Annotated in this window: 15 protein-coding genes, 3 pseudogenes and 1 riboswitch; of the genes and pseudogenes, 4 read left to right on the forward strand and 14 right to left on the reverse strand. The window is 34.8% G+C overall.

The features are described 5' to 3' along the window. Nucleotides 1-76 precede the first annotated feature (76 nt). Nucleotides 77-622, forward strand: coding sequence for a transcriptional regulator (locus ILS93_RS03990; RefSeq protein WP_222655255.1), 546 nt, complete (start codon nucleotides 77-79; stop codon nucleotides 620-622). A gap of 164 nt (nucleotides 623-786) precedes the next feature. On the opposite strand, the pseudogene ILS93_RS03995 reads toward ILS93_RS03990, so the two are convergent. Continuing rightward, a pseudogene (locus ILS93_RS03995) lies at nucleotides 787-1,029 on the reverse strand (DUF5360 family protein); the annotation flags it as partial. Between the two features lie 43 nt (nucleotides 1,030-1,072). Between ILS93_RS03995 and ILS93_RS04000 the strand changes: the two are divergent. Further along, entirely contained in the window at nucleotides 1,073-1,171 is a 99-nt protein-coding gene (locus ILS93_RS04000; RefSeq protein WP_081257294.1) for a YjcZ family sporulation protein, read from the forward strand. Nucleotides 1,172-1,196: 25 nt separating this feature from the next. Here ILS93_RS04000 and ILS93_RS04005 read toward each other — a convergent pair whose 3' ends face one another. The 3 genes and pseudogenes from ILS93_RS04005 to ILS93_RS04015 form a co-directional block, all read right to left on the reverse strand. After that, nucleotides 1,197-1,946: a DUF7225 domain-containing protein gene (locus tag ILS93_RS04005; protein ID WP_154131389.1), complete on the reverse strand. Its 750-nt coding sequence runs from the start codon at nucleotides 1,944-1,946 to the stop codon at nucleotides 1,197-1,199. Between the two features lie 898 nt (nucleotides 1,947-2,844). Next, nucleotides 2,845-4,212, reverse strand: a complete 1,368-nt coding sequence (locus tag ILS93_RS04010; RefSeq protein ID WP_222660025.1) for a short-chain fatty acid transporter — start codon at nucleotides 4,210-4,212, stop codon at nucleotides 2,845-2,847. Between the two features lie 144 nt (nucleotides 4,213-4,356). Continuing rightward, nucleotides 4,357-4,527: pseudogene (locus ILS93_RS04015) on the reverse strand (SGNH/GDSL hydrolase family protein); the annotation flags it as partial. Nucleotides 4,528-4,948: 421 nt separating this feature from the next. Here ILS93_RS04015 and ILS93_RS04020 point away from each other — a divergent pair. Continuing rightward, nucleotides 4,949-5,240 (forward strand): annotated as a pseudogene (locus ILS93_RS04020) (TIGR00366 family protein); the annotation flags it as partial. A 28-nt stretch (nucleotides 5,241-5,268) separates the two neighbouring features. On the opposite strand, the gene ILS93_RS04025 reads toward ILS93_RS04020, so the two are convergent. From ILS93_RS04025 to ILS93_RS04040, 4 genes are all read right to left on the reverse strand, one after another. Then, nucleotides 5,269-5,622, reverse strand: a complete 354-nt coding sequence (locus ILS93_RS04025; protein WP_141547156.1) for a group-specific protein — start codon at nucleotides 5,620-5,622, stop codon at nucleotides 5,269-5,271. Then, complete coding sequence (locus tag ILS93_RS04030; RefSeq protein ID WP_098653453.1) at nucleotides 5,619-6,194, reverse strand: NAD(P)H-dependent oxidoreductase; 576 nt, start codon at nucleotides 6,192-6,194, stop codon at nucleotides 5,619-5,621. The genes ILS93_RS04025 and ILS93_RS04030 overlap by 4 nt, the downstream gene beginning before the upstream one ends. A 23-nt stretch (nucleotides 6,195-6,217) precedes the next feature. Continuing rightward, nucleotides 6,218-6,655, reverse strand: a complete 438-nt coding sequence (locus tag ILS93_RS04035; RefSeq protein ID WP_222655253.1) for an SWIM zinc finger family protein — start codon at nucleotides 6,653-6,655, stop codon at nucleotides 6,218-6,220. Nucleotides 6,656-6,860: 205 nt separating this feature from the next. Then, nucleotides 6,861-7,178, reverse strand: coding sequence for a hypothetical protein (locus ILS93_RS04040; protein ID WP_002096439.1), 318 nt, complete (start codon nucleotides 7,176-7,178; stop codon nucleotides 6,861-6,863). A gap of 40 nt (nucleotides 7,179-7,218) precedes the next feature. After that, nucleotides 7,219-7,317: riboswitch (SAM riboswitch) on the reverse strand. A gap of 122 nt (nucleotides 7,318-7,439) precedes the next feature. Between ILS93_RS04040 and ILS93_RS04045 the strand changes: the two genes are divergently transcribed. Beyond that, entirely contained in the window at nucleotides 7,440-7,631 is a 192-nt protein-coding gene (locus tag ILS93_RS04045) for a hypothetical protein (protein ID WP_000545003.1), read from the forward strand. A gap of 32 nt (nucleotides 7,632-7,663) precedes the next feature. On the opposite strand, the gene ILS93_RS04050 is transcribed toward ILS93_RS04045, so the two are convergent. The 6 genes from ILS93_RS04050 to ILS93_RS04075 all read right to left on the reverse strand — a co-directional run bounded on the left by ILS93_RS04050 (nucleotide 7,664) and on the right by ILS93_RS04075 (nucleotide 14,462). Beyond that, nucleotides 7,664-8,386, reverse strand: a complete 723-nt coding sequence (locus tag ILS93_RS04050) for a YwiC-like family protein (protein ID WP_098653452.1) — start codon at nucleotides 8,384-8,386, stop codon at nucleotides 7,664-7,666. A 183-nt stretch (nucleotides 8,387-8,569) separates the two neighbouring features. Next, a complete protein-coding gene (locus tag ILS93_RS04055; protein WP_088047148.1) occupies nucleotides 8,570-9,271 on the reverse strand; it encodes an ECF transporter S component in 702 nt (233 codons plus the stop codon). Further along, nucleotides 9,244-10,905, reverse strand: coding sequence for an ABC transporter ATP-binding protein (locus ILS93_RS04060; protein ID WP_154131368.1), 1,662 nt, complete (start codon nucleotides 10,903-10,905; stop codon nucleotides 9,244-9,246). The genes ILS93_RS04055 and ILS93_RS04060 overlap by 28 nt, the downstream gene beginning before the upstream one ends. Further along, a complete protein-coding gene (locus ILS93_RS04065) occupies nucleotides 10,878-11,756 on the reverse strand; it encodes an energy-coupling factor transporter transmembrane component T (protein ID WP_154131369.1) in 879 nt (292 codons plus the stop codon). The genes ILS93_RS04060 and ILS93_RS04065 overlap by 28 nt, the downstream gene beginning before the upstream one ends. Nucleotides 11,757-11,778: 22 nt before the next feature. Then, nucleotides 11,779-12,561, reverse strand: a complete 783-nt coding sequence (locus tag ILS93_RS04070; protein ID WP_222660028.1) for a DUF4430 domain-containing protein — start codon at nucleotides 12,559-12,561, stop codon at nucleotides 11,779-11,781. Between the two features lie 56 nt (nucleotides 12,562-12,617). Then, complete coding sequence (locus ILS93_RS04075; protein WP_222655249.1) at nucleotides 12,618-14,462, reverse strand: DUF4430 domain-containing protein; 1,845 nt, start codon at nucleotides 14,460-14,462, stop codon at nucleotides 12,618-12,620. Between the last annotated feature and the right edge of the window lie 269 nt (nucleotides 14,463-14,731).

Below are 14,731 nucleotides of genomic sequence, written 5' to 3' on the forward strand. Positions count from 1 at the left end.
AATCAAGAGCAGATGCATTGCAAACATTATTCTCATTATTTATAATGAGAATAAATAATGAATAAGGTGATATATAGTGAGTAATAAAGTTGAAATCTTAATGCATCCAGTAAGAATGAAGATTTGCCAAGTATTAATGAGAAATAAAAAAGATGGACTAACGCCATTAGAAATGGTAAAAATCATTAAAAATGTACCACAAGCAACACTATATAGACAGCTACAAACTATGGTTGATTCTGGTATTGTCCATGTAATTAACGAAAAAAAGGTAAAATCTGTTTCTGAAAAATATTACGCAATCAATGAAGAAGATGCAAAAATTGAAGGAAGTGAGTGGAAAGGATTATCTGATGATGACAAGTTAAACTACATTTCTTATTACCAGTTATCACTTATGACACAATATCAAAGTTACCTTAAGAAATTAGAGGAACAAAACAGTCAAGAAGATAAGGCTACTTTTTCTGTTGTGGAATTAAAGCTCGATGAAGAACACTTTGGAAAATTTCAAAACGAACTTAACGAATTAATGATTAAGTACTATAATAACCAAAGTAAAGACAACGAAATAGAGGCTCCGGTTCGGACTGTCGCTATTACAATTATTCCAGAAACGTAAACTAACTCAATATAAATAATACAAGCCGATGTTTCCTATGTTAAGGAAACATCGGCTATCTTCATTTCAAAAATTGTTTAGCTTCTGTTTTAACTTCTGCTGTAAGGCTAGCGAAAAAACTGATTTAGAATTCGAATGTGCTTAAAGCCCTTGTCTTTCTTTTATTAAATGAACTCTTTTCTTTCTTTTTTCATGTTACTCTCATACCATCCACACTCTCTCCAAACACTTTTAAAAAAGAAGCATGGGTAAACTAATAAATATAAATTAGGAATCCACCAAGAAATATCGGAATCTAAACGGATTGTCCAAAATGCTAGAGCTTGTAATCCTGAACAAAAAGTTAAAATTAATGATAAGAATGCAAAGTGGCTCCAAATATGTTTTTGTTTAGAATGTAAATACATGAGCATACCCCTGTTGTTCCCTCTTATTAAAGGAGGAACTATTATGGGATTTGGTGGTAGTTGCGATTTTACTGAAGGTTTTACTTTATTAGTTGTATTGTTTATTTTATTAATCATCGTCGGAGCTGCTTGCTTCTGCTAAAAAACTATAAGAAAAGACACTCTTATCATAGTGTCTTTTCTATTCTCTTTAAAGAATGTATATCGACCTCATAATTATTCCCATATGGTCTAAGCGCCGAAAGTTCTTCCTTTGGCCCATAAAATAATACTTTCAAATCATCATCTTTATACTGAACTACAAAGAAGTCATCAAATTGGTCAAATGTATTTTGATTGATCGTGATAAACCCTTTTTCTTGGGCAGTTGTTTTAACACTTATTCTTCTCCCATCTTTAATGACATCATATCCATGCTGATTAGTCACGTTGGATAGCTCACCATTTGTGTAAAGAACACAAAAAAATTCACCTAGACGACCTATAAGATGCCTTAATTCAGTCGCCTTACAACCAAGAACATTCATCTCAAATCGTAACATTTCAAAGTATGCCTCATATAACTTTTTGATTTGTGAGATTCCTATTTTATCCTTATCCTTATAAAAAAGAAGTTTACCATTATCCCACTCACCTACAACAGATTCACAATCTGCCCCTTTAGGTTTGTGAAAAACTAATCCTGTATAAGGATAATTTTCACCTACATATCTATAAGTTTTTTTATTTATATATATAAACAGATTTTTATTAAACACTCTCCCTTTGTTATAACGGTTATAACAATAATCAGCAGGATTAATACTCCCCGGTTTCGTATTAAATTTTGTTATTAATCTGTCCTTTATCTCTGCAAATGTTACAGTATCGCCTATTTTTTCTTTAAGAGCCTCTATAAATTGCTCATAAATAGTCAATGTAATCCTCTCCTCATGCTTATCAATATTTTTAGCCATAGTACAACCTTTACTCTATAATTTGACCCGATTGTAGAATAACGTAACCGATGTTTTTAACTTTTTTATATAACCATCTATATAAATTTTACATTTAATTACTTAAATTTCATAGCCTAATAGAGTAAAATATAAATTGGAGAATTTTATTAAAAATAAAGATAATACTCCATTAAGAGCTCTTTTTATTTAGGAAACGCGTCTTTTTTGTATTGGCTTTTTAAATAAGGTAAACGTGAAGAAGCATTATAAAAAACAGGACAATAATATTAAATTGACTTCCATTCGAAGGAGTTTAAGCTTTGCATGTATGACTATTTGGTTGAGCAATCGATATGTTGTGCTGAAACGTCAATATATAAAAAAGGATCTCTCTTGATAAAGAGAGATCCTTTTTTTACTTCTTCTTCTTTTCTGTCGGTTGGCTTTGTTTAGCGAAATTAGATGAATCATCGAAATTCGGTTGCTTTTTACCAGCATTATTACTTCTACCTTTTCCCATATGTAATGCACCTCCTCTCATCCTTACTATTCCCTATAAAAAAATCCTCTTGCATCCAGGAGGATTTTTTTATTGTCTCTTATTAATCATACCCAACTGTTCTCGTAGTACTTCCAACACTCCCGGTTCTGCCATACCATTTTGGATAGTTTTAACCATAGCGTTGATGGTAATTATCATATTCAGCTTGATAAAGAACAGCTTACGAATGAATTTGATATTGGCCATGAATTAGCATGTATCATCCTTTCTAAAAAACAAAAAAAAACACTATCCCTCCTCATGTTTTTACAGAAAGAATAGCGTTCTTTTCCTTTTAATGGTATTATTTGATATTAATGTATATACCTATGAAAACTAATATAGAAATAACATCAATAAACTTGTTACAATCCCGACCCAAATGCAGAGAATGAAACAATAACCCATGATATCTTTAATTTTCAATCCCAGCACCCCTAAAAGAGGTAGTGCCCAGAACGGCTGAATTAAATTTGTCCAGGCGTCCCCCCAGCCTACCGCCATAGCGATAGTAGCCGGATCTACACCTAACTTCAATCCTGCAGGGACCTGCAGTGGCCCTTGCAAAGCCCATTGCCCCCCGCCAGATGGTGCCAATAAGTTCACCAATCCCGCTGACCAATATGTAAATATATCAAATGTATCCTTTGACGCAATAGATGCCATCCATTGAATGATTGAGCTCCCCAATCCTGAACTACCTAAAACAGCGATAATCCCCGCATAAAATGGAAACTGTAAGATAATTGGAGAAATGGATTGCGCAGATTCTTTGAATCCTTGCGCAAAGTTGCCAAGAGAACCATGCAAGAGTAAACCAAGTGATAAGAAAAACAAATTAATGATATTTAAATCTAAACTATGGCTGTTCATGAATTCATAAACACAATACAACGTGCCAATTCCGCCTAATACTATTCCTAGAACCGGTGTCCATTCCAGTTTTTCCGCAGCAGTTAAATTCTTTTGAGGAGGTTTTACAAAAGAATTTGTATCTGTTTCGATTGCTTTATAGCTGATAATCCCACTTTTTGGAGCCATAAGGACAATAATAATTGGCATCGTGATGAATAAAATGAAAAAAATAATTAAAGTAGAGTAACTAAAAATTGTTTGTGAGGTAGGAATAATTCCAATCATATCTACAAGAAAATGATCCTTTGTGGCAATTGTCAGGCCAATAGAACTGGAGAGACCTGCGCTATATAAGGCTGTCGGAGCGTAAGCAGCAGCTACAAGTAATGGAAAATGTGCATTCGGATTCTTTTTCGCTACTTCCTTCGCAATGATCGCTCCCACAACTACGGCTAGTCCCCAATTAATATAGTATGCAATTGCACTGATCAAAAATGTCATCGTATAAGCCTTTTGGGGTGTATCGGCTAACTTTGCAACGGACTGCAAGCCTCTATTAATAAAAGGGACAGAAGCTAGCGTCATCCCTGTAACCATTAATAATACCATTTGCATTGTAAATGTTAAATAAGTCCAAAACCCATCCCCCCAAGATTTTACGATTTTGTACGGATTTGAGGGATTCATCAATAAAGCTATAATGAAAGTAAATAAAGTTAGCAATACAGCAATAACAAAGGCATCTGGGACATATTTCTGAGACCATCTCGAAAATACATTTGCACATCGTGTAAGCAATGATTCTTTCTTTCCTGGTTCTGGATTTGTCTCCAATAAAGAATGTTTCATAAATATTCTCCTTTCTAAACTTTAATAAGGTAAATATAAATAACATTCCACAAAAGAAAATAAAATCCTTTTGCACTTGCTGCATACTAATCAACTAGAGTTACACTTAGATGCCGTTACTTTCACCCTCTCATTGATGATTCATTCCCACGGACGTGTTACCCTCGTATTAATAAATATCATTTTATGTTCATTTCCAATTAACTTTATAAATGAAACAAGTTGCCCAGTAGTAAAGGCTCCATTTGTATCTAATCCAACAATGAAATAGTTTCCTAAATTCGCTTCATTTTTTAACTCTTTAACTACAGGCATTATTATTTTAAATCCACAGGAATAACCAATTTCAAAACAAAATTAACAATACTAATTGGCGGACAACCATTTACAATTCTTCAGGGATGGTTGTCTATCGAAGTTAGCGCAAACGGACGTAACTTTCAGATAATCAATACGCATTTAGAGCCGTTTTCTCCCCCTGTTCAAGTTGCTCAAGGGAACGAATTACCAACAGAACCAGCCAATACAAATCTACCGCTAATCCTTCTAGGAAATTCAAATTCAAGTGCTAACGGAACCAGTTCACCAACATATAGAAATTTCATCACGATATTGTATTAATTCAGCTTCTTATCTTAATAAAAAAATGTATTTCAATTTATAATTTTAATAGAAGGAATAGATTAAGTAGGAGGAGGTACTTTGAGGATAGCGCCTTTTCTTTATAAAAACTCAAAGTGCTGGCATCGTTAATATTTTCGTTCCATCTGGTGGCGGTCAATGGGCTGTGCAAGCACCCATTATGATTCCAGCTGGCGCTGAACTTGGTGTACCTGCCGCAAAAACAGCAATGGCAATTGCGTGGGGCGATGCTTGGACGAATTTGATTCAACCATTCTGGGCTTTACCGGCATTAGCGATAGCTGGTTTAGGTGCTCGTGATATTATGGGATTTTGCGTTGTTAACTTACTATATGCAGAATTTATCCATTAGTCTATGTTTCTTATTTATTCAAACAAAAAGCTAGTTTTATACTAGCTTTTTTACACAATAAATCATTTATTTCCCATGCAATTTATAACCCTCTTCCACTCTATCTCCGTAAGATGTAACGCCTCAAATGCAAAAAAGTCTTCACATACTTTTTCAATTAAATGTGGATTTTTCTTAAGGAAATTCCATTGTAACGCTTTAGGAAGAAAATACGCTTCATACTCTTTACTTCCTCTTACTACCTCATCCACTTCTCTTTCACAAATTCCTCTTATTAAGTAATCATTTCTTAATTGTATTTGAATTTGTTGAAACGTTTCACTACATTTCTTCAATTGGACTAAGCAATTAATATATGTACGAAAAAATTCATTATCATAATTGCAACACTTTATAATACGTTCCATTTCATTCATAATGAACGAGCTTTTTCTTCTATTTGTAATAGCCACTTTTCCCGCTTCTCTACTTTACTCGTTTTCACAGATTGAAAAACAGATCGTTTTATATCGCGAATGCCGCAAAAACGTAAAACGCCTCTCTTCATCATAATCCAATCTACTGATCGATATAATAGTGCAACGTACCATAACGGTGAATCTAACGTATTAATTACCCATGCCTTCTTCCCTTTCAATAAGCCTTTCGGCAGGGCTCCTTCATATTTATAAGCAAAACCAGCTACGAAAATGCGATCAATAAACCCTTTTAAAATAGCAGGCATCCCCCACCACCATATCGGATATATAAAGAGAAGCGTATCCGCTTCTTCTACTAACGTTCTGTACCGAGCTGTTTCTTCTTCATTTACTAAATCACGTCTTTTCTTCTCTTCATTAAATACAAGGACTGGATCAAATTGTTCCTTATATAAATCAAGTACCGTAACCGAATGATTTGTTTCTTGTAATCCTTTTTGCACATACTTTAATATCGCTGCGTTAAAACTGGAAGGACTAGGATGAGCGTATACAATTAGTACATTCACTTCATAACAACTCCCTCTATAAGTTAAAGTTTCCCCTTCTTTAACATCTTCTCTACAATTTGCACGTTTTTCGAACTTTGTAATAAACAATTTAATAATGTAAGTAACTCTTCCTTTTCTAAACCTTTCAGCTTCTCTTTAACCGTACTTTCACCAGCACCTTGAATATCATAAACGACCGCCGCCATATGCTTACAATAATTTTCATATGGACACTCGCAACTACTTTCTGTAAAACTTTCAAGATCAATCATTACTTCATAGTTTCCTGCATTTCCAGTAACGAAAGCAAATATTTTCTTTTCTTGTATTTCAACATCTTCTACATGTCCTTCTTCATAATATTCATAACCTTTATCCATAATGTACTTAGGAATCCATTTCGTTATATCATTTAGTAAGTAAGCGTACATAACAACACCTCTTCCTTTAATTCCCTTTTGACTTCCAAAACCCTGCATGTTATTCTAATAACTGTCAAATAGCAAGTCTATATGACAAAACGACTGACACCTATTCGGCGGAGGTGTCTCTTTTCATTTGCAGCCGATATGAAGTGCCTCTTTCAGGCACATTCAATCTTTGACACTACACACTCAACACCATTCCCTTGTATCAGGCTGCTTAAGCAGTCTTTTACTCTACATACTTCAAAAAAAAGAGAGCTTAGCTCCCTTTTCCCGCCTTATAAAATACCCCTTTTTCAGTATAGAGATATTCATCAGCTAATGTAATTTTCCCATCCAGTTTCAGTTCATCTAATAGTCTTGATAAATAAAATTGATGTAACATCTTTTTCGTGAATTTTCCTTCATGATGCGAAACGATATGTTCTTGAATATCTAACAATGATATTGGCTTATCTTGCTCTATCATATATTCATAAACTGTACTACGCAGTTTTACGTATTTTTCGAGTGTCACAGTACTTCGCAACCCCTTTCTTCTTAATATAAATTTTCGTAATCGGTTTTTTTGCAACAAAAAAACCTCTCCGATAAGAAGAAGTTACGTATATATCTTCGTCTTATCTCCCAGAACAAATATGTTCTGCTGGAATTAGCACCTGCATCGCGGTTGCTGGGTTTCATCGGGCCAGTCCCTCCACCTCTCTGGATAAGAAAATATTCACTTAATTCCTACTATACGTAATTTCGTTTTAATTGTCAAATAAATATAACAAATTATATTTTGTTCCTTACTGTTCATACTATACATATATGAATATGCAAGGAGGATTATGAAATGCACGAGAATGCTCGCGGATATGTCCAAAATTCTTTTCAATCATTACAAGAAGCAAAACATTGTTTAGAAGAAGCGCTACAAACTGTTGAAAAAGATTTTAATCGCGCTCGTATTGAACAATCACTTTATGCGATCGAACAAGCTATTCAACGCTGTGATTACACGGTTCATATTTTAGAACAAGATTGAAAAAGCTTCCCATCATAAGGTGGGAAGCTTTTTCAAATGGCATACTTCATAATTATTGCCGTTATAATTAAAAAATATACAGAATTAGCAATTTCTAAAACCCCTACTTTTATAATAGAAATTTTTTTGCCATACAACATAATTGCTCGAATGACACTCGGTATAAAAATAAGAGAACACCACGGATTCATTGAAAATACAATGATTGTTAATACAATATGATACCCCCATGATATACGGCGATACTTCGGGTTATTTTTCTCGCGAATCATCGTTTTTACATAAAATGTACTTCCTAAAAAATATAAAAATGAAATAAGCGCAATAAATAATGCTGTTTTATCTATAAGTTTCATTGAAAAATAATAACTAACTAAACCACCAATACAAAAAACAATAATCGCACTAATGTCATTTAGTAACGCTCTTTCATTCTTTTGACGGGCGTAATACATATTTACTATAAATAATGGAATCATTACTGCTACGAATAAAAGAATGCGCCATTCATATAATAGAGAAATCATCCCAAATACGAAAGCGATGATAAAATATACAATTGCTGCATGTAAAAACTCTTTTTTTCGTTTTTGCTTTATGTACGTAAGAAATGGATACGTAGCTAAATAGATAAAGAACCAAGCTAAAAACAATGGAATATGATAAATAGTAGGTTTCCCAAGTATGACACTTAATAGAAATGGTATAACGAGCATGGCCCATGCACCATGTTGCTTCGGAATAACTAACTTCATTAACTATACACCTCCCTTTTGAAAATAGTTCTCACCTACTATTATACAAATAATTTTATATAGTAACGGATATATATTGGACTATTTTTTGACAATAAAAAATGCTCCTTACAATATGTAAGAAGCATGAAAGAGGCAAACGAATATGTAAGTCGCGACCCTACCTTATATGAGTATGCTTTTCTATGCCATGTTATGCTTATCTAATATGCCAAATTTCTTTTTGAATCTCGTAAGAATCGTAATCCAAGACGTACTAAATAATAGTAAGAAAACAACATTCGAAATCGCATGGCTCAAATCGAAATAAAAACTTGCGATATAATACGAAATGACAGCTTCCCACGTTGCCTCACGTATGAAACCGAGAAGCCCCCAGAAGTTCATAATCCAGCCAAATAAAAATCCAACAAACAATCCGTATAGAAGTCTTCCCCATAGCTTTCTCATTAAAAATGTATTACGTAATAATCCAGCTATAAAACCAATCATACCCCAGGAAAACATTTGCCACGGCGTCCACGGACCTTGCCCTAAAAAGATGTTAGATACGATAGCCGCTGTTGCACCGATCATAAAACCAGTTTCACTCCCAAACACAATTGCAGAAACGATAATGACAAATGAAGTCGGTTGTACACTTGGCAATATCGAAAATGGCACGCGGCTAACTGCTGCAATTGCCGCTAACACAGCAACGAGCACAATTTCACGTGAAACAAAAGCCTTTCTTTCAAAGCGGATATAGAAAGGTAACATAATAATAACTAATAAAAACAAACTACTTAACATGTAATAACCGTCCATGATAAGTGTAGTAAAGAGTAATGTGCCTATTATTACTGCAAAAATACATATTATGAATGCAACATATCGTTTGGACACGCTTCGTACACATCCTCCCACGTTAATGCATATGGCAATTCTTTTCGAATGAATCGATTGATAGATGTTGTATAAAAGAAGTTTCCACTAAAAAATTCCTTCGGTGCATCATTCATAATAACTGCTCCGTCAAATAACATCATGCATTGATCAACGTATTTCGCTGCAAACTCAATATCATGCGTTGCCATTACAATTGTTGTACCTTCTTTTTGTAGCTTTCTAAATAGCTCTCCTACTCTTTCTTTTTTCCACGGATCTAATCCCTTTGTCGGTTCATCAAGTAACAATAAAGTCGGCTTTGATAATAACGTTGTACATAACGCAAGTAGTTGTTGCTCTCCCCCGCTACAATCATGCGGATGGCGTTCTTTAAGCGAATGTAACCAAAACTGTTTTAGCATATCTTCTGCTATTTCTTTTCCTTGTTCTCCATATAACTCACGTGCACGTTCATACACTTCTTCCCACACTGTATCAAATGTAAAATGATAATACGGATGTTGTGATACATACCCAATCCTTTTAAATCGTTCTTTCGAATCAATTTTATGTATCACTTTCCCATTCCACTTTACTTTCCCTCTTCTCGCTTTTTGCAATCCCGCTAAAATCGTTAACAGTGTAGATTTACCTGTACCATTTTTCCCAACGAGAGCTACCCATTTTCCTTTTTCAATCGATACGGTTAAATCTCGTAAAATAAGCGGACTATTTTTTTCATATTGGAACAAAATATGCTCTGCGCTTAAAATGACTTCTCGCTTTTCACTTTGTGCTATTGGCTCATTCACATATGATATATCTGAAAAGTTATTCAGTTTCATTTGTGCTTCTCGCACTGTAAACGGAATATCTTCCACGTCCCATTCTAAAAACAATCTTGGAATTTGCGGAATAAATGGACGGAACTTTTCAACTTCCCACATGTTCGCTATAACCGTTTTAGGACTGCCATCATAAACGATGCGGCCGTTATCCATACAAATAACGCGTGTTGCAAGTGGTATCACTTCATCTAAACGATGTTCACTTAAAACGATCGTAATTCCAAGTTCTTCGTTAATACGTTTTAACAATCCTAAAAACTCTTTCGCAGCAATTGGATCTAACTGCGCCGTCGGTTCATCTAATAATAATAATTTCGGCTGCATAACTAATACTGCAGCTAAATTGACGAGCTGCTTTTGCCCGCCAGATAACGTATGAACAGATTGATGCAATAAATCTTGAAATCCTAAGAAGCTAATAAGCTCTGCTATTCGTTTTTGAATAATCTGTGATGGTAACCCGATATTTTCTAAAGAAAATGCTAATTCTTGAATGACCGTATCCATTACGAGCTGATTTTCTGGATTTTGAAATACCATACCAATTTCTTGTGCAGATAATAAATCAGGTACTTCCTCTATTAAAACGTCATCATAAAAAATTTCTCCTGAACGTGTCCCAATTGGAAGTAATTCCTTTTTAAAATGTTTTAATAAAGTCGTCTTCCCAGAGCCTGATCCACCGGCAAGTGCAATAAACTCTCCTTTTTGAATAGAAAGAGAAATATGCTGTAACGCATATTCGTTTTCATCAGCATATACAAATGATAAATTGTTTATTTCTGCATGCGCCACCATATCCATTCCCTTCCTTCCATTATAATTGGTAAACTAATAAACATCGTAAGTACGACAAACATCATTCCATCGTATTGCTGAAATAGAATAGACTCGACTTTTGGATAAATGATTAACTTTCCTCCGCCATACGTACTACATATAATAGCAATGATAAGTAGAATACTTAAATAACTGAGCATATACCAATCGCGTCTTTCCATTCTATACCGAATATATGTCGTACGCCTCGTTACACCAAACCCACGAGCTTGCATAGAATCTGCTGTTTGCAGCGCATCTTCTAATGAACAAATTAATAATACTTGCAGCAATTGCATACCGTTTTTCACCCGTTCAACAATTGAGCCTGCATCTACTTGTACACCTTTTGTCTTTTGGACGAGTGTTATTTTCTGTAACCGCCTCATAAACAAAGGAACAAACCTCACTGTAATCATCGTTAACAATGCTACTTTCGGTGAAATTCTAGAAAACAAATATAAAAATTTATGACTTGAAATAATATCATTATACGAAGCAAACGTAAACATAATCGCAACTAATAATAACCCCATTACTACTCCAAACATAATCGCCTCAAGCTTAATACGGCTATCACCTAACCAAAATAATGTAGTTCGACCTCTATGCGTTAATAACGAATTAAATAAAATCACCATAAAAAAGAAAATAATTGTACTCGGTAACATCTTTCTTATCTTTTCGCTATTCCCTTGCATTATATTGATTATAACGATTAAGAGTATCGCTCCAATTAAAAAAAGAGGATGAAGACACATCATACATAGTATCATCACCCCGATATAATAGAAAAAATTCACAAAAGGATGTAAAGAAGAAAAACTTATTTTCATAGCCCTTTACCGAATGCCTTTCTTATTTTAATACAAACACCCACTCAATTGTATCTCCTGGTTTAACTGTTACTACACCAGCACTATAGTTTGGAAAAGCACCATTCACACGATATTTCCACCCACTAGTAGTAGTAATATCTTTTTCATATAAATCATTAATACCTTTTACATAAATATCACCTTTAGAACCCATCACATCAAGCTCTAATTCTGTGTTCTTTAGCACATTATAGACCGTGTCACCTTCTTGTACATCAACCTTTTTCGCGCCTAATATGTATCCTTCATGTCCTTTTACGGAAATAGTAACTTGTTTTGCTTTAGGTTCTGGTGGTACTGGGTTTGGTGGTGGTACCGGTGTTGGCGGAGTTGGTACACTATTGTTCTCTTCTGGATTTTTCTTTTGCTCCTGCTTCGGTGTTTCTTTCGGCTGATTCACAACCTTCGCTTCTTCTTTTACTTCTGGTGCTTTCGGCTGTTGCTGTTGTTTCTCTTCTTGTGCTTTTTGTTGTTCTGGTTGCTTAGTAGCAGGCTGTTCCTTAGGTTTTTCTTCCTTTTTTATTTCTGGTTGTGCCTGCGTCTTTTCTTCTTTCGGCTTCTCTTCTACTTTTTGTTCTTGCTTATTTTGCTCTTGTTCAGCTTGTTTTTCCTCCGGTTTTTCTTCATCTTTTTTCTCTTCTTGTTTTGCAACCTCTTCTTGCTTTGGCTCTACTTTCTTCTCAGGCTTAACAGCTGCCTCTTCACATCCGGCAAGTAGCCCAAGTGAAAGCATTAAAGAAATAAACCACTTCATCTTACTCATGTTGTCTCTCACCTTTCATAATAAAATTAGGAGCAAATGATTGCTCCTAATTTTTGTTAAGCTGCTTTACGTCTCCATAATACATATGCAGCAGCAATACATATTACACCCATACCTACTTCTGTAGCTGCACTATGAGAAGATGCTCCTGTTTTTGGTAACGTGCTACCATTTCCGGATTTTTTATTTTTAACCGGCTCATTATCGACAACAACTTTTAGCGTGTCATCTTTCGTTTCTTCTTGTACTTGCTTTTGTTCTTCTGGTTGTTCAGTAACTTCTTTTTCTACTACAACATTTTCTGAATCCACATTCGGTTTCTTATCGATTTCAGGAACAGATACATTTGACCAATCATAAATCGATTTTCCAAGATCCTCAAACTGAAGTAAAGCTAAAAATGCTTGCTCTGTAGCCATTCCGCTACCGTTTTGATCACTTGGTAACCATTTGAATTCACCATTTGGAAGTTGGTATGATAGTAGATTTTGCATTGCCTTATGTAGACGATTTTGATCTACATCTTTCACAAGTGATAGTCCAATAATTGCTTGCGCAGCACTATTAGAATTTTCTTGTCCATCAGCAGAAAAACCACCATTTTCTAACTGTTCATTATATAAGTAAGCAACAGCTTTTTCTACAGCTGGCTTCACATCTGGTCGATCTTGATAAGGAGCTAATGCTGATAAAACCATACCTGTTACATCAACGCTACTAGCACTGTCTTTACTGCTTACACTATCGTAAGTCCAGCCGCCATCTGTATGTTGCGCGTTTAAAAGCGCATCTACTAAAGCAACTCGATTCCATTTTGAATTCACTGGAACTTCATATTTCTTCGTATCAAATGCAAGTAAAGCAAATGTATAACCTGTAACAGAATTCACTTTATCTGATTCGTACAATTTTTGAACTAAATTATGTTCGCCAACCTTTGTAGGGTCTGCTTGCATTGCATTCATCATAATAATCGTTCTAGCTAAATCTGTCGCTGAAAAACGGTTAATGCGCTTTTCTACTTTTTCAGTTACTGACTTAACATAATTTAATTTCGCCTCAATTGGAACATTCTTTCCAGAACGAGAAAGGCCTAAAGCTACCCAATCACTTTCAATTCCATCTTGTAACATCTTTTCAGATGTCTTAGAGATCGCGTCATTTACTTGCGCTGCTGGAACTTGAATGTTCTCTTGCTTTGGTTGCTCTGGTTTTTCTTGTTTTGGATTATCTGTTTTTGGTTCTTCTGGTTTTTCTTGTTTTGGATCATCCGTTTTTGGTTCTTCTGGTTTTTCTTGTTTTGGATCATCTGTTTTTGGTTCTTCTGGTTTTTCTTGTTTTGGATCATCCGTTTTTGGTTCTTCTGGTTTTTCTTGTTTTGGATCATCTGTCTTTGGTTCTTCTGGTTTTTCTTGTTTTGGATCATCTGTCTTTGGTTCTTCTACAGTTTTACAAGTACCAAATTTATCTAATGTTTGCTGTAATGTTTCCTGGCTCATATTACTCCAGTCTGCAACAAAACGAAAGACAACAACATCTCCAGCATTTAATTTATAACTATCTGCTCCAACTTCTGCAGATTTATCATTTACATCATATAACCAGCCACTTGTGTCCCCAGCCATTAAACCGTCAATGCCTTTAACATACGTTCCAAAAGACATTGTCTCTGCTGTTACTTTGTCCCCCATGACTTTTTGCAGCAAACTTAAAGCTGTTTCCCCATCTTTAATTTGCTCTTCTTTCGGACATAACATAATACCCTTTTGTGATTCACCAATAATTGCAAGTTTTGCTGTATTTCCTTCAGCAAACGTAATATGTACTGTATTCGCAAAAGAAACAAATACAAGTGTAACTGCCATTAACGACGTAAGCAGCCATTTTTTTAACATTGCCATCCCAAAATTTCCTCCCTTACTACTATTTACACAAAAAAAGGCCCTTCAAGGGCGTGCAATTGACACTCTTTTTTTGTAAGTGTCGAACAAACTGTACAACACCTCCGACCCGCATCATTCGCGGCTATATTTGTATAGGAAAAATAATTTTGTTTATGAACGTATCATTGTGATAACATTCACTTTTCTAGGCACAACTGACTTCCATTCAAGTTATCGTAAAACGATAAACCTATACATTCTGTTAATTTTAAATTTCTGTATTATTT

The sequence above is a fragment of the Bacillus sp. 16GRE42 genome (assembly GCF_019837435.1).
GTDB lineage: Bacteria > Bacillota > Bacilli > Bacillales > Bacillaceae_G > Bacillus_A > Bacillus_A wiedmannii.